This is a genomic window from Pseudomonas danubii, from assembly GCF_042980055.1.
In the GTDB taxonomy this organism is placed as follows: Bacteria; Pseudomonadota; Gammaproteobacteria; order Pseudomonadales; family Pseudomonadaceae; genus Aquipseudomonas; species Aquipseudomonas danubii.
In genome coordinates this window covers 5,024,446-5,036,760 of record NZ_CP116502.1, presented here as the reverse complement: position 1 = coordinate 5,036,760, position 12,315 = coordinate 5,024,446, and the positions used below count along the sequence as shown (strand labels likewise).

The 12,315-nt window shown below is 61.3% G+C and carries 15 protein-coding genes; 7 read left to right on the top strand and 8 right to left on the bottom strand.

Translation table 11 applies throughout. The annotated features are described in order from the left end of the window. Positions 1-36: 36 nt before the first annotated feature. The 6 genes from PFZ56_RS22665 to PFZ56_RS22640 form a co-directional block, all read right to left on the bottom strand. Positions 37-1,101 (bottom strand): nitronate monooxygenase family protein, encoded by a 1,065-nt coding sequence (locus tag PFZ56_RS22665; protein WP_170003987.1) that lies wholly within the window; start codon positions 1,099-1,101, stop codon positions 37-39. Between the two features lie 167 nt (positions 1,102-1,268). After that, the gene (ada, locus tag PFZ56_RS22660; RefSeq protein ID WP_110596600.1) at positions 1,269-2,342 is read right to left on the bottom strand and encodes a bifunctional DNA-binding transcriptional regulator/O6-methylguanine-DNA methyltransferase Ada; all 1,074 of its coding nucleotides are present in this window, start codon (positions 2,340-2,342) and stop codon (positions 1,269-1,271) included. An 85-nt stretch (positions 2,343-2,427) separates the two neighbouring features. Then, positions 2,428-3,108 (bottom strand): DNA oxidative demethylase AlkB, encoded by a 681-nt coding sequence (alkB, locus tag PFZ56_RS22655; RefSeq protein WP_170003985.1) that lies wholly within the window; start codon positions 3,106-3,108, stop codon positions 2,428-2,430. Beyond that, positions 3,098-3,814: a 2OG-Fe(II) oxygenase gene (locus PFZ56_RS22650; RefSeq protein ID WP_102882604.1), complete on the bottom strand. Its 717-nt coding sequence runs from the start codon at positions 3,812-3,814 to the stop codon at positions 3,098-3,100. Before PFZ56_RS22650 ends, alkB begins: the two co-directional genes overlap by 11 nt. 103 nt (positions 3,815-3,917) lie before the next feature. Further along, positions 3,918-4,088, bottom strand: a complete 171-nt coding sequence (locus PFZ56_RS22645) for a hypothetical protein (RefSeq protein WP_162884057.1) — start codon at positions 4,086-4,088, stop codon at positions 3,918-3,920. A 32-nt stretch (positions 4,089-4,120) separates the two neighbouring features. After that, positions 4,121-4,423 (bottom strand): DUF1883 domain-containing protein, encoded by a 303-nt coding sequence (locus PFZ56_RS22640; RefSeq protein ID WP_011061687.1) that lies wholly within the window; start codon positions 4,421-4,423, stop codon positions 4,121-4,123. 209 nt (positions 4,424-4,632) lie between these two features. Between PFZ56_RS22640 and PFZ56_RS22635 the strand changes: the two genes are divergently transcribed. The 4 genes from PFZ56_RS22635 to PFZ56_RS22620 all read left to right on the top strand — a co-directional run bounded on the left by PFZ56_RS22635 (position 4,633) and on the right by PFZ56_RS22620 (position 7,008). Next, the gene (locus tag PFZ56_RS22635) at positions 4,633-4,983 is read left to right on the top strand and encodes a hypothetical protein (protein WP_102863253.1); all 351 of its coding nucleotides are present in this window, start codon (positions 4,633-4,635) and stop codon (positions 4,981-4,983) included. A gap of 157 nt (positions 4,984-5,140) precedes the next feature. Continuing rightward, positions 5,141-5,791 carry a cytochrome c gene (locus PFZ56_RS22630; protein ID WP_170003983.1) on the top strand — a complete coding sequence of 217 codons (651 nt, stop codon included), beginning with the start codon at positions 5,141-5,143 and terminating at the stop codon, positions 5,789-5,791. Positions 5,792-5,856: 65 nt separating this feature from the next. Continuing rightward, positions 5,857-6,708 (top strand): c-type cytochrome, encoded by an 852-nt coding sequence (locus tag PFZ56_RS22625; RefSeq protein ID WP_394304661.1) that lies wholly within the window; start codon positions 5,857-5,859, stop codon positions 6,706-6,708. Between the two features lie 69 nt (positions 6,709-6,777). Then, on the top strand, positions 6,778-7,008 hold the full coding sequence (locus PFZ56_RS22620; RefSeq protein ID WP_102863256.1) for a hypothetical protein: 231 nt from the start codon (positions 6,778-6,780) through the stop codon (positions 7,006-7,008). 15 nt (positions 7,009-7,023) lie between these two features. On the opposite strand, the gene PFZ56_RS22615 is transcribed toward PFZ56_RS22620, so the two are convergent. Next, on the bottom strand, positions 7,024-7,305 hold the full coding sequence (locus PFZ56_RS22615) for a hypothetical protein (protein ID WP_102882608.1): 282 nt from the start codon (positions 7,303-7,305) through the stop codon (positions 7,024-7,026). A 464-nt stretch (positions 7,306-7,769) separates the two neighbouring features. On the opposite strand from PFZ56_RS22615, the gene galU reads away from it, so the two are divergent. Next, the gene (gene galU / locus PFZ56_RS22610) at positions 7,770-8,609 is read left to right on the top strand and encodes a UTP--glucose-1-phosphate uridylyltransferase GalU (RefSeq protein WP_007935647.1); all 840 of its coding nucleotides are present in this window, start codon (positions 7,770-7,772) and stop codon (positions 8,607-8,609) included. Positions 8,610-8,740: 131 nt separating this feature from the next. Further along, on the top strand, positions 8,741-10,099 hold the full coding sequence (gene gorA / locus PFZ56_RS22605) for a glutathione-disulfide reductase (RefSeq protein ID WP_102882609.1): 1,359 nt from the start codon (positions 8,741-8,743) through the stop codon (positions 10,097-10,099). Here the strand turns inward: gorA and PFZ56_RS22600 are convergent, their stop codons facing one another. Further along, on the bottom strand, positions 10,100-11,107 hold the full coding sequence (locus PFZ56_RS22600; RefSeq protein WP_170003980.1) for a DNA-binding protein: 1,008 nt from the start codon (positions 11,105-11,107) through the stop codon (positions 10,100-10,102). A gap of 180 nt (positions 11,108-11,287) precedes the next feature. On the opposite strand from PFZ56_RS22600, the gene PFZ56_RS22595 reads away from it, so the two are divergent. After that, on the top strand, positions 11,288-12,226 hold the full coding sequence (locus PFZ56_RS22595; protein WP_102882611.1) for a site-specific integrase: 939 nt from the start codon (positions 11,288-11,290) through the stop codon (positions 12,224-12,226). Positions 12,227-12,315 lie beyond the last annotated feature (89 nt).

Below are 12,315 nucleotides of genomic sequence, written 5' to 3'. Positions count from 1 at the left end.
AACCAGCACCGCGACTGTGGTCGCGGCGCCGGCCGGTCAGCGCCGCTTGAGCTGCGCCAGGGCCTGTTCGGCCAGACGCAGGGTCAGCTCGTAGGCCGGTAGCTCCATGCCCAGGCGCAGGGCCTGGCCGGACCAGAGATTGGCGAAGTCGGCATCGTCCTTGGCCTTCAGCGGCAGCAAGGCTCCGCCAGCGCGGGGAAACGCTGGCGCCAGGGAACTGATGGGGCCGATTTCGCGCATCACCCGGTTAACGATGCCTCTAGCGGGGCGGCCGGTGAACAGGTTGGTCAGTGCGGTCTGGCTTTCCTTGGCGGTACGCAGGGCCCGGTGATGGGCGGCGCTGATGTTGGCTTCTGGAGTGAACAGGTAGGCAGTGCCCAGTTGGACCGCCGACGCGCCCAGAGCCATTGCCGCGACAATGCCCCGGGCGTCGCCGATGCCGCCGGCGGCGATCACCGGCACCTTCAGTGCGTCGACGATCTGCGGCACCAGGGCCATGGTGCCCACCTGGGTGTTGAGGTCGTCGCTGAGGAAGATTGCCCGGTGGCCACCGGCTTCGTAGCCCATGGCAATCACCGCGTCGCAGCCACGCGCTTCGAGCCATAGGGCTTCGTCCACGGTGCTGGCCGAAGAGAGCACCCTGGCCCCGGTGGCCTTGACCCGGGCCAGCAGCGCCGGCTCCGGCAATCCGAAGTGAAAACTCACCACCTCGGGCCGCAGCTCTTCCACCAACTGGCAACCCGCTTCGTCGAAGGGCGCCCGATTGCTGACCGGCGTCGGTGCATCGAAGTCGGCGCCCAGTTCCCGGTAGTAGGGTTGCAGGGCGTTCTTCCAGCGGCTCTCCTGCGCGCTGTCCACGGCCTGTACCTGATGGCAGAAGAAGTTCAGGTTCAGCGGCTGCCGAGTGGCTGAGCGAATGACCTGCACTTCCTGGCGGATCTGTTCCGGGGTGAGCATGGCGCATGGCAACGAGCCCAGGCCGCCAGCCCGGGACACGGCAATCACCATGGCGGAGCCGTTGGCGCCCGCCATGGGGGCTTGAATGATGGGCAGGTCGATGCCCAGCAGATCGAGGAGGCGACTATCGGTCCATTGGCTCATGTGCATGGTTCTCCGGCGGCAGGATTGGACGAGGCAGCCGGTGGTTTTTAGCAGGAGAGGGGCGTCCTCGGCCAGCTGACTTTTCCCGGGGGCGCTCAAGATCGGGCATTTGCCACGGACTTTGAGGTCTATACCAGCGTCGATTCGCTGGCGATCTACATCGGGATTCAGGCCTCGGACAGCGTTTCGCGCTCCAGCAACTGACGCTTGCGCTCCACGCCCCAGCGGTAGCCAGAAAGATTGCCGTCGCTACGCACCACCCGGTGGCAGGGGATCGCCACCGCCAGGGTGTTGGCCGCGCAGGCCTGGGCCACTGCGCGCATGGCCTTGGGGGCACCGATGCGCTGGGCGATCTCGGCGTAGCTGGCGGTGCTGCCGACGGGAATGCTTTGCAAGGCCTGCCACACCCGTTCCTGGAAGGCGGTGCCGCGCAGGTCCAGGGGCAGGTCCAGGCCGATGGCCGGCGCCTCGACAAAGCCCACGACCTGGGCGACCAGGCGTTCGAAATCTGCGTCGGCACCGATCAGGTTGGCGCGGGGAAACTTGTCCTGCAGTTCCTCCACCAACGGGGTGGGGTCGTCCCCGAGGAGGATGGCGCAGACGCCCCGGTGACTCTGGGCCACCAGGATCGCGCCCAGGGAGCACTGGCCCACGGCGAAGCGAATATCGGTGTTGGGCCCGCCGGCGCGGTAGTCACTGGGTTTCATGCCCAGCAACTGATCTGCAGCTTCATAGAAACGGCTGTTGGAGTTGAAGCCGGCGTCGTACAGGGCGGTGGTCACCGTGTGCCCGCTTTGCAGGTGGCTGCGGACTTTGCGCGAGCGTTGCGCATTGGCGTAGCCCCGCGGTGTAAGCCCGGTGGCGGCTTTGAATACCCGGTGAAAATGGTAGCTGCTGACGCCCGCATGCTGCGCCAGTTGCTCCAGGCTGGGGGCCGACTCGGCGGCCTCGATCTGCCGACAAGCCGCGGCCACCAGTGCCGCATGGTGCGCGGCCACCTGGGTCTGGTCGCTGGCCTGACGCTTGCTCGGACGATAACCCGCCGCCTCGGCCTCTTGGGCGCTGTCGAAGAACTCGACGTTTTCCGCCTTTGGCAGGCGCGACAGGCTGCTGGGGCGGCAGTAAACCCCGGTGGTCCGGACGGCATAGACGAACGTCGCATCGGCGCGGGCGTCGCGTTTGAGCACGGCTTGCCAGCGTGGGTCCTGTTCAATCTGTTGTTTGCGTGTCAGGGCATTCATGGTCGGTGCTCGGCGCGGAGTGGCGGCCAGATTAACGGCCCGGTGCCTGATCGGCACTCCGGGGCTTGCGGTTGAACTCTACCTCTTAACCGGCACGGCGAAAGGTCAGGTTGATCCGTTGCTGGCCGAGCAGGGGATGGCTGCCGTCCTTGAGGGGCAGCACCCCGTGATAGCGCAGGCGATCGACGCCGCCCCAGACCACCACATCGCCGTGCAGCAATGGCACCCGCTGGCTTTTGTCTTTGCGCTGCTGGCCGCCGAAAAGGAACATTGCCGGCAGACCCAGGGACAGGGAGACGATGGGGGCGCTGAAGTCGCGTTCGTTCTTGTCCTGGTGCAGGGACATCTTCGCGCCGGGCCGGTAGCAGTTGATCAGGCACGAGTCGGGGTTGAAGCCTTTGAAACCGGCGGTTTCGGCTGCCGTCTGCGCCAACTGGCGGAACACCTCGGGCATTGCCGGCCAGGGACGCAGGCTTTGCGGATCAATGGGGCTGTAGCGATAGCCGTTGCTGTCGCTGGTCCAGCCCAACTGACCGCAACTGCTCAAGCCGACGGACATGGTAAAGCCGCCGGGCGTGATCATGTGACGAAACGGCGCCGCGGCCAGCACTTCCTCAAGTTGTGGCAGTAGCCCTTCAATCCACGGCAGGGCGAAGCCGCGCAGGACGCGTGACTGGGGGCCAAGCACCTCGATGCGTGCCGGCTGTTGCAGATCGCTTTCATCGAAAAGCCCGAGGCTGCCGGGCGGCTCATGGCTACAAGGCATCGTGAAAAATCACTCCAAGGGTGTGGCGCTGGCCGCTGTGCACGCGACTGACACCATGGCGCAGGGTGACTCGATAGTACCCGCGGGAACCTTTTACCGGCCGATGATGCACGGCGAATATCACCCCATCACCTTGCTTCAGACCAATGACCTGTGGCCGTGACTGCATACGCGGACGCTGCTCGGTGAGCACCAGTTCGCCGCCGGTGAACTCCGTTCCAGGCTGGGACAGGAGGAAGGCCGCTTGCAAGGGAAATACGTGCTCGCCATACAGATCCTGATGCAGGCAGTTGTAGTCCTCGGGGCCGTACTGCAGCAACAGCGCAGTGGGGCGCTGCTGTCCCGCGCTCTGGCAACGCTGGATGAATGCCGAATGTTCTGCCGGGTAGCGGATGTCGATATTCAGGCTCTGGTTCCAACGATTGGCCTGGTCCACCAGATACGGATACAGCTGCTGGCGCAACTCGGCGACCGGTTCCGGCAAGGGGTAACGGAAGTACTGGTACTGGCCACGGCCGAATCCATGGCGGGCCATTATCACTTTCGAGCGAAACAGCGCGGGGTGTTTGTACAGGTCCCTGAGGGACTGGCATTGGCCGGCAGTCAGCAGGCCTTCGAGGCGGGCGCAGCCGTCCTCGTCGAGGGCCTGCTCAATACGGGCCCAGTCCAGTTGTTGCAGGCGATCCTGGAGCGAGGAAACAGGCATGGCGGGAGTGTCCTGGGTGCAAGAGATTTCCTCCAGTCTGGGGCTCAGGCACCCCATGCACACTCCGCTGCTTGCGCTTGAATCGGTCTTGGGCAAAGACGGTCTACAAGGCCTTGCTGACACTGACGTCGCTGATGACGTCGTCAGACTGGCCATGCAGGGCTTCCAGGGCGGCCCGGGCCTCTTCCTGGGTACCGTTTTCAAGCTGGGCAAATTCGAAGCGGCGCTCACCATTGAGCTTGTATTTGATGACGTATTTGGTGGTCTGAGGCACGGGGTTACCTGTTGTCGCGAGGAGGTTGGGGCTTAGCGCAGTTTCGAGCTGGAGCGACGAATGATGCGGATCGAGTGAGTCAGGTTCGGCTTGCGGGTCACGCTGATGGGGCGCCGGTTGACGGTGTCGATGGTGATGTTCCAGAAGCCGGTGCTGGGGGCGGTGATCTTGGCGGGGAACTTGTCGAAGGCTCCGCCGTGATAGGTGTGACGACCGCCATTCTTGAAGCTGCGGAAGTTGGCGTCGCTCATCAGGCGAATGTTGCAGACCTGGGAGCATTCGATGACGACGATATCGTCTTCGTTCAGGTGCTCGCGCTGGTGGATGAATTTCATGGGCGCCTCCAGAAGGGCTATATCTACAAAAACAAAACGTTGGCGTGGGCGATGGCGCAGTTTATCAGGCCCAAAGGGTTATTATTCGGCCCCGGCCTCGGGCTTTGACAATTTAAAACAGTTATTTGGATTTTTATCGGCGATAAAGCCGTGCCTCTGGAGAAAAGCAGCGCCTGTGCTGTCGGATGGATTTTTATTGGAGATTTTATATGAAGCGCTGGGTGTGGGTTCTGGCCATGGCCATCAGCGGTTGTGCCTCCGTCTCGGATATCAACCAGACGCCGCCGACCCTGAGTGTCATCTCTGGCAAGAAGCCCCAGGAGTACGCCAATTGCCTGTCCGGGAAGCTTTCCGGCAGCCGTGGCGCACTGCAGGTTGAGCCGCGCAAGGAAGGTTACCGGGTGATCGTCCCGCAGAGCCTGTCGGCGGCTCCGGCGGCGGTGTTCTACATCGATGAGCGTTCCGGAGGCAGCAGCATCAAGCTGCACGAGCAAATGTCCAACAACCCCCTGCGGCCACAGGATGTGCGCAAGGCGGGGGAGGCCTGCATCTCCGGCTGACCCCAAGCCCAGGGCCGCGCCAGGGCCCGAAACGGCTCTCGTGAGCAGCATCAGATACCTGCACCAATTTCGCATTGTCGCTATGGATCGATTGCCCTACTATTTGTGTGCTTATGCCCGCTGGGTCTAAGCATATAACTAGAATAATGGAGTCCATATGATCCCACTGGATCGAATGCTATTGAGTGGCCTGATGCTACTGATTGCGCAATCTGCCCACGCCGTGGATGGGCAGAAAGTCTTCACCCAAGGCGGCGCCCAGCCAGGGGCAACAGCTTGTCTGGCCTGTCATGGAGCGGACGCGATGGGCCTGGCCCCCGCCGGGTTCCCGCGTCTTGCCGGCTTGCCGGCGGGCTATCTGGCCAAGCAGTTGCACGACTTTCGCAGCGGTGCACGCAGCAGTCCGGTCATGCAGCCTCTGGCCAAGGCATTGAGCGAAGATGAAATCACCGCCGTGACCGGTACCCTCGCAGCCATGCCCGGGCCGAAAACCCAAGCGATCGGCCGTAGCCAGGCCGCCAGCGGTGTCGGTGAGCGCCTGGCCTTGCGGGGCGCCTGGGAGCGGCAGGTTCCCGAATGCGTCAGTTGTCACGGGCCTGGCGGTGTCGGTGTCGGTGTGGCTTTTCCGCCCCTGGCCGGACAGCCGGCAGGCTATCTGGTGGCGCAGCTCAATGCCTGGCGCGATGGCAGTCGGCACAACGACCCCAATGACATGATGGGGCATGTCGCCAAGTCCTTGAGTGCCGAAGAAGTCACCGCAGTGGCGGACTATTTCGCCGGCTTGAAACCCCAGGAGGCGCAGCCATGAAATTATTGATTGCTGGGCCGTTGATGGCGTTGCTAGCGGTTCAAGTGCAGGCGGCCTCCATCGCCATGGAAGATCAGTCGCAGATACCAGCGCCAAGCGCTTCCGCTCATACCCAGTACTTCCAGCCGCCGGCCGAGAGCGAGTTACCGGACAATGCCTACGGCAAGCTGGTGCGCGAAGGTCATGCCTTGTTTGTCGACACCAAGCGCCTGGCGCCGCAGTACGTGGGCAACGGGCTCAATTGCAGCAACTGTCACCTTGACCAGGGCCGCCTGGCCAACTCCGCGCCGCTTTGGGGCGCCTATCCGATGTATCCCGCCTACCGCAAGAAGAACGACAAGGTGAACACCTTTGCCGAACGCTTGCAGGGCTGCTTCCAGTTCAGCATGAATGGTGGCAAGCCGCCGGCGGCGGACAGTCCGGAGATTACTGCGCTGTCGGTCTATGCGTACTGGCTGGCGAGCAAGGCGCCCCTGGGCGTGGAGCTGCCTGGAAGGGGGTATCCGGATGTGGCCCAGCCTGCCAGGGGCTATGACCTGAAGCAGGGCGCGGCGGTGTATCAGGCACAATGCGCGGTCTGCCATGGCGAGCAAGGTCAGGGCCAGAAGGCTGGTGCGGACTATGTGATGCCGCCGCTCTGGGGCAAGGATTCCTACAACTGGGGCGCGGGGATGCATCGGATCAATACGGCGGCGTCCTTTATCAAGCACAACATGCCCCTGGGCAAGGGCGGCAGCCTGAGCGACCAGCAGGCCTGGGATGTGGCGGCCTTCGTCAACAGCCACGAGCGGCCCCAGGACCCGCGTCTGGTGGAGGGCTCCATCGAGAAGACCCGAATCAAGTTTCACGCCAATGACGGGGTAAATTTGTACGGTCAGACAGTAGAGGGCGTGCTGATAGGCCAGGGCATCCGATAAACTATCTCCTATCGTCAACGATGCCGCCCGGGTTCAAGCCTTGGCGGCATCGTCTTTTTGGGAGAAAGCATGAAGCGGGAACACGTCAGGGAAAAGCATGCAGAGGGCTTGATCTCTGCCACTCACGTGATTCAGAACCCGGCCAACTCCGGGGAATGGATTGTGTTTTTCAAGAAGAGTGCCGGACGCAGCTACTTTCTGGTGGATGAGAGCGACGAGGTCGAATCCTTTTCCCGTCTTGACGATCTGATCGAAACCATTCGCGGCCTGGGCATCAAGTTTGCCGAGATTCACATGTAGTGGGGTGTTTGCCCGCTACTTGCAGACGACTACCACGCTGCGGCTTTTGTAGTTGCCAACGTCGACTCCCAGGGTCTTGTCGCTTTCCTTGGGGGCGGGTGTGCCTTCGGTGCTGACGATCTGATAGCCCGTGCCGGCGCAGGACGCTTCGGCTTTTTCATAGCAGCTGGCCCAGGAGCCGGCTTCCCCGGAGCAGTCGATGCTCAGGCCTTGTTCGCCATTGGTCAGATAGGTGTTGGAAGCCGTGGCGCATCCGGTCAGAGCCAGTACAGCGGTGACTGCGAGAAGTCTGTTCATGGGGGGGATTTCGTCGTCTGGGATGGGGATGTATTGAGAGGCGGGTATCGATGTGGCGATGCTATAGCTAATGGCCATTTCGGTACAGCGCATCACCTTAGTCCGCAGGCATTGCCGAAAAGTGCCGCATCTGGATATGGCAGCTCTTGTGTCGGGAATCCAAGGGTTATTTCGCCGCCGTCGACGGTGCCATCAGTGTTGCGTGGACAATGCAATTGTCTGTGCCTTTGCGGGCTCGCATGGGAAGCACTCGATCTGGCTGATCAAGGCTCCAGGCGGCGGTTTACAAGCCCTGTGAGGTGATGAAGGTTTACGCCGTGCGCTATCTGGAGGATGCTGCGGAACTATCTGGCGCTTTATTTCTCTATGATGGCAGCGGTTAGCCAGCGCGGGGCATTGTAAGGTGCACGCGGCCTGATTAGACTGCGCCGAAACTCGTACGCACAGCCTTTTTAAGGACTCATATGATCAAGAAATGCTTGTTCCCAGCAGCCGGTTACGGTACTCGCTTCCTGCCAGCGACTAAAGCCATGCCTAAAGAAATGCTGCCGGTGGTGAACAAGCCACTGATCCAGTACGGCGTTGAAGAAGCGCTGGATGCTGGACTGACTGAAATCTCCATCGTGACCGGCCGTGGCAAACGCGCCCTCGAAGACCACTTCGACATCAGTTACGAGTTGGAAAACCAGATCAAGGGCACCGATAAGGAAAAGTACCTGGTTGGTATCCGCAAACTGCTGGATGAGTGCTCGTTCTCCTACACTCGCCAGACCGAAATGAAAGGCCTGGGCCACGCGATTCTGACCGGTCGCCCGCTGATCGGTGATGAACCCTTCGCCGTGGTACTGGCGGACGACCTGTGCGTCAACCTTGAAGGCGACGGCGTACTGACCCAGATGGTCAAGCTGTACAAGCAGTTCCGCTGCTCGATCGTGGCCATCCAGGAAGTCGACCCGCAGGAAACCAACAAGTACGGCGTGATCGCCGGCGAGATGATTCGCGACGACATTTATCGCGTTCACAGCATGGTCGAGAAGCCAAAGCCGGAAGACGCTCCGTCGAACCTGGCGATCATCGGTCGTTACATCCTGACGCCGGACATCTTCGATCTGATCGAGCAGACCGAGCCGGGCAAGGGGGGTGAAATCCAGATCACCGACGCCCTGATGAAGCAGGCGCAGAACGGTTGTGTAATGGCCTACAAGTTCAAGGGCACGCGTTTTGACTGCGGTGGCGCCGAGGGTTACATCGACGCGACCAACTTTTGCTTCGAGAACTTCTACAAGACCGGCAAGGCGTACTGATAGTCGCCTCGCGGGGTTGTCGGAAAAAGCCACCTTCGGGTGGCTTTTTCATTGCCCGCCCTTATGTAAAACCACGGCGCTGACCCGATCGCCATCTGCGGTTATGCTGTCAGCCTGCCTGGGAGAGTGAAATGGCCTACGATTTTGATCTTTATGTAATTGGTGCCGGTTCCGGCGGTGTACGTTGCGCACGCTTTGCTGCGGGTTTCGGGGCGAAAGTCGCGGTGGCCGAGAGCCGCTATCTGGGCGGTACCTGTGTCAACGTCGGCTGCGTGCCCAAAAAACTCCTGGTGTACGGAGCCCACTTCGCCGAAGACTTCGAGCAGGCCTCGGGTTTTGGCTGGTCACTGGGCGAGGCGAACTTTGATTGGGCGACCCTGATCGCCAACAAGGATCGCGAAATCAATCGCCTTAATGGCATCTACCGTAATCTGCTGGTCAACAGTGGCGTGACCCTGCACGAAGGTCATGCCAAGTTGATCGATCCTCATCAGGTGGAAGTCAATGGCCAGCGCTACAGTGCCAGGCACATCCTGATTGCCACAGGTGGCTGGCCGCAGATTCCGGATATTCCGGGCCGCGAGCATGCCATCAGTTCCAATGAGGCGTTTTTCCTCAAGGCTTTGCCAAAGCGTGTCCTGGTGGTGGGCGGTGGTTACATTGCGGTGGAGTTTGCCGGGATCTTCCACGGCCTGGGTGCCGATACCCAGTTGCTGTATCGCGGTGATCTGTTCCTGCGTGGCTTTGATGGCGCGGTGCGCAAGCACTTGCAGGAAGAGCTGACCAAGCGCGGCCTGGGGCTGCAATTCAATGCGGATATCGAACGCATCGACAAGCAGGCCGATGGCAGTCTGGAGGTCACCCTCAAGGACGGTCGCAAGCTAGCAACAGATTGCGTGTTCTACGCCACTGGGCGTCGGCCGATGCTCGACAACCTGGGGCTGGAGAATACCGGTGTCAAACTCGATAAGCGCGGCTTTATCGAGGTCGACGACCAGTACCAGAGCAGCGAGCCGTCGATCCTGGCCATTGGCGATGTAATTGGTCGCGTGCAACTGACACCTGTGGCCTTGGCCGAAGGCATGGCTGTGGCTCGGCGTCTGTTCAAGCCGGAACAGTATCGCCCGGTGGATTATCGGATGATTCCGACGGCGGTCTTCAGCTTGCCGAATATCGGCACTGTTGGCTTGACCGAAGAGCAGGCGCGCGAGGCGGGGCACAAGGTGCAGATCTTCGAAAGCCGTTTCCGGCCGATGAAGCTGACTCTGACCGACTGCCAGGAGCGCACCCTGATGAAGCTGGTGGTGGATGCCGAGAGCGACAGGGTGCTGGGGTGCCACATGGTTGGACCTGATGCCGGGGAAATCGTCCAGGGCCTGGCGATTGCCCTGAAGGCGGGAGCCACCAAGCGCGACTTCGACGAAACCATCGGCGTGCATCCGACGGCTGCCGAAGAGTTCGTTACCCTGCGTACCCCTGTCGCGGACTGATCACGCGTCTGCAGGCGTGTCTGGCTGCGCCTTGGTTGCCGCAGCCAGGCGCAGCGCCTCAAGGCCGGCCTCGGCCTTGGCGGCGCGCAACTCCATCTCCTTGCTCAATCGAGCCTGTTTGTCGGCTCTTTCCTTGAGTGCCTGAATCTCCTCCGAGGCTACGCGCAAGCGTTCCTGGAGCAGGGTGACGGCGCTGTCCTGACGCGCCAGCTGCTCGCTGAGCAGTGCCTGCGATACGGTGCTCTTGCTCGCGGCGTCCTGGGCCAGCTTAAGCTCCTTGTGGGTGACTCGCTGCTCGCTGAGCAGACGTTCATTGTCACGATGCAGTTGGGTGATTTCGTCCTGGCGTACCAGTGCGCTCTGCTGAGCCTGGCGCAGCTCCATTTGCACCTGTTGGATCTGGCCTTCGTGGCGACGCTGTTCCTGTTCGCGTTGTTCCTTGCTGGCGGCGCGATAGTGCTCCAGGGCGTCCCGGGCATGCAGGTGCTTTTCTTCCAGGGAGCGGATCTGTTGCTCCTTGTCTTCCAGGCGCAGATGGCAATCCTTCAAGGCTTGATTGAGTTCGGCGTTGCGGGTCTGTTCGCTCTGCAGCATGGAGCGGGTGTCTTGCAGGGCGGCACTTTCCCCGGCTAGGGCGCTGGCCTGGATCTGTAGCTGCTGTTGCAGTTGCTCTTGGGTCTGCCGCGCTTGCTCCAATTGCTGCTCGAAGGCCTGCTTCTGTTGTTCGGAGTGGGCGAGGGCCTGTTCCAGAGGTTCCTGGGCCTGCTCCTGCAGGCGTTGAGCCAGTCGTCCCACCAGTTCGCTCAACTCTTCATCCAGCGGCATCGGGCCCGCATCTCGGCGGCTGGTGCCGTCATCCAGCTCCTTCAAATAGCGGTGGATGGTGGTTTTCGAACCGGTATTGCCCATTTCTATGCGTACTGCATCGATGCTGGGGTGTTCACCGCGGGCAAGAATCGCCTGACGCGCTTTCTTCACCACCGCCTTGTTTATGCCTCCGCGAGCCATGGCTCCTCCAACGATTTGATACTGTGATACATGGTATGTAATTGATAGTGATTGTACAGATGGATGAAGCTGCTAGATAGAGAAAATATGACCTGGGATATTGTAGTATTACCCCGTGTCACGGGGCATGCGGCGCTTCTTTGTCTTTTATGGCCGTACATCTGCCGGGGTTGAATTGTCATGAGTGAACTGGATCGTTACCTGCAAGCCGCTACCCGCGATAACACCCGTCGCAGTTATCGGGCAGCGATCGAGCATTTCGAGGTGCAGTGGGGCGGGTTCCTGCCGACGACGGCGGAGAGCGTGGCCCGTTATCTCGCGGCCTACGCCGGGGAGTTATCGATCAACACCCTGAAGTTGCGCCTTTCTGCCCTGGCTCAATGGCACAACAGCCAGGGCTTTGCCGATCCGACCAAGGCGCCCGTGGTACGCCAGGTGTTCAAGGGCATTCGTGCATTGCATCCAGTGCGTGAGAAACAAGCCGAGCCCTTGCAGTTACGACACCTGGAGCAGGTGATTGGCTGGCTTGACGAGGAGGGCGCAGCCGCTGCCGCCGAAGGCCGTCAGGCCGACCTGTTGCGAGCACGCCGCGACCGGGCGCTGATCCTGCTGGGGTTCTGGCGGGGTTTTCGCAGTGACGAACTGTGCCGCTTGCAGATCGAGCATGTGCAGGCTGTGGCCGGTTCCGGCATCAGCCTCTATCTGCCGCGCAGCAAGGGTGATCGCGACAACCTGGGGCGCACTTTTCACACGCCGGCGCTGCAGCGCTTATGCCCGGTGCAGGCCTATGTCGACTGGATCAACAGCGCCGCACTGGTGCGCGGTCCGGTGTTTCGCAGCATCGACCGCTGGGGTCACCTGAGCGAACAGGGGTTGCACGCCAATAGCGTGATTCCATTGCTGCGCCAGGCCCTGGAGCGCGCCGGCATTGATGCCGAGCATTACACCAGCCATTCGTTGCGCCGTGGTTTTGCCACCTGGGCCCATCGCAGCGGGTGGGACCTCAAGTCCCTGATGAGCTATGTGGGCTGGAAGGACCTGAAGTCCGCCATGCGCTACGTTGAGGCCAGCCCGTTCATGGGCATGGCGCTGATTGACCCGCAGCCGGTCCGTCGGTAGTCAAAGGTTTCTTCTATTAATACTGTCGGCTGATAGTCAAAGCCAATCGATAGCATCAGGTTTGCCAATGAGCCAAGCGGCAAGTCATT